Below are 839 nucleotides of genomic sequence, written 5' to 3'. Positions count from 1 at the left end.
GGCGATGTCGCGCAGCATCGCGAGGTAGCGGGGCTCGAAGACCTGCAGCGGCAGCGGGTTGCCGGGCAGGAGCACCGTGCCCAGGGGAAACATCGGCAGGACGTCCACCCGACCAACATGGCACAGCCCAAGCAGCAGCCCTAGGGCCACGTGAGCCCTACTTCTGCCCCGCCCCCGTCGACGGCACGAGGAACCCGCGCAACGCCGTCGTCAGCACCGGCGAGACGAGGAAGACCATCGCCCCGACGATGAGCACGACGTTGATCGCGGTCGCGAGGAGGAAGGGCAGACCGAGGTCCTCCCAGATCGGGGCGACGAGCCACAGGACGATCGAGGCGAGCGGCCAGATGCCGAGCCACGTGACGACGGCCGTCTTCCACCGCGGCACCTTCGTCCCGCTCGGCACGTCCGGACCGAGGAACCACTCGTCGATCGCGCTGAGCCGCCGGTGCTGGGGCTCGTCCTCGGCGTGCGGACGCATCCGGGCGAGGATCTCCCTTCGCTCGGCGGAGCCGTCCCAGCGGGCCAGGTCCTCCTCCGAGGCGAAGTGCACGACGACCTGGTGCTGGCCGCCCTCGGTCTCCGGTGGGATGAGTTCCGCACCGAGGAAGCCGTGGTGCCGGCGCATCAGGCCGAACATCTCCCGGACGAGCTCCTCGTACTGCTCGGCGTGCCCGGGCAGGGCCCGGCGCCGCGCGATGCGGGTGATGGCCGACTGGCTCGCGGTGTCTGTCACGGGCGACCGCCCTCCTCCGTCGGGCGCGGCCACTGCCGCGTCGATCGTCCGAGCCAACCACCGTCCGGGGCGGTCCGGGCGGGGCGTTCGGGGGCGAGGAACG

Annotated in this window: 1 protein-coding gene and 1 pseudogene; both read right to left on the bottom strand. The window is 72.0% G+C overall.

Annotated elements, in window-relative coordinates; translation table 11 throughout:
* Window positions 1–93 (bottom strand): annotated as a pseudogene (locus JAN01S_RS17800) (LON peptidase substrate-binding domain-containing protein); the annotation flags it as partial.
* 64 nt (window positions 94–157) lie between these two features.
* On the bottom strand, window positions 158–736 hold the full coding sequence (locus JAN01S_RS16415) for an antibiotic biosynthesis monooxygenase (protein WP_068319905.1): 579 nt from the start codon (window positions 734–736) through the stop codon (window positions 158–160).
* Between the last annotated feature and the right edge of the window lie 103 nt (window positions 737–839).

It is taken from the genome of Janibacter anophelis NBRC 107843 (assembly GCF_001570945.1).
Taxonomy (GTDB): domain Bacteria; phylum Actinomycetota; class Actinomycetes; order Actinomycetales; family Dermatophilaceae; genus Janibacter; species Janibacter anophelis.
This window is presented reverse-complemented; position numbering and strand designations above follow the sequence as displayed.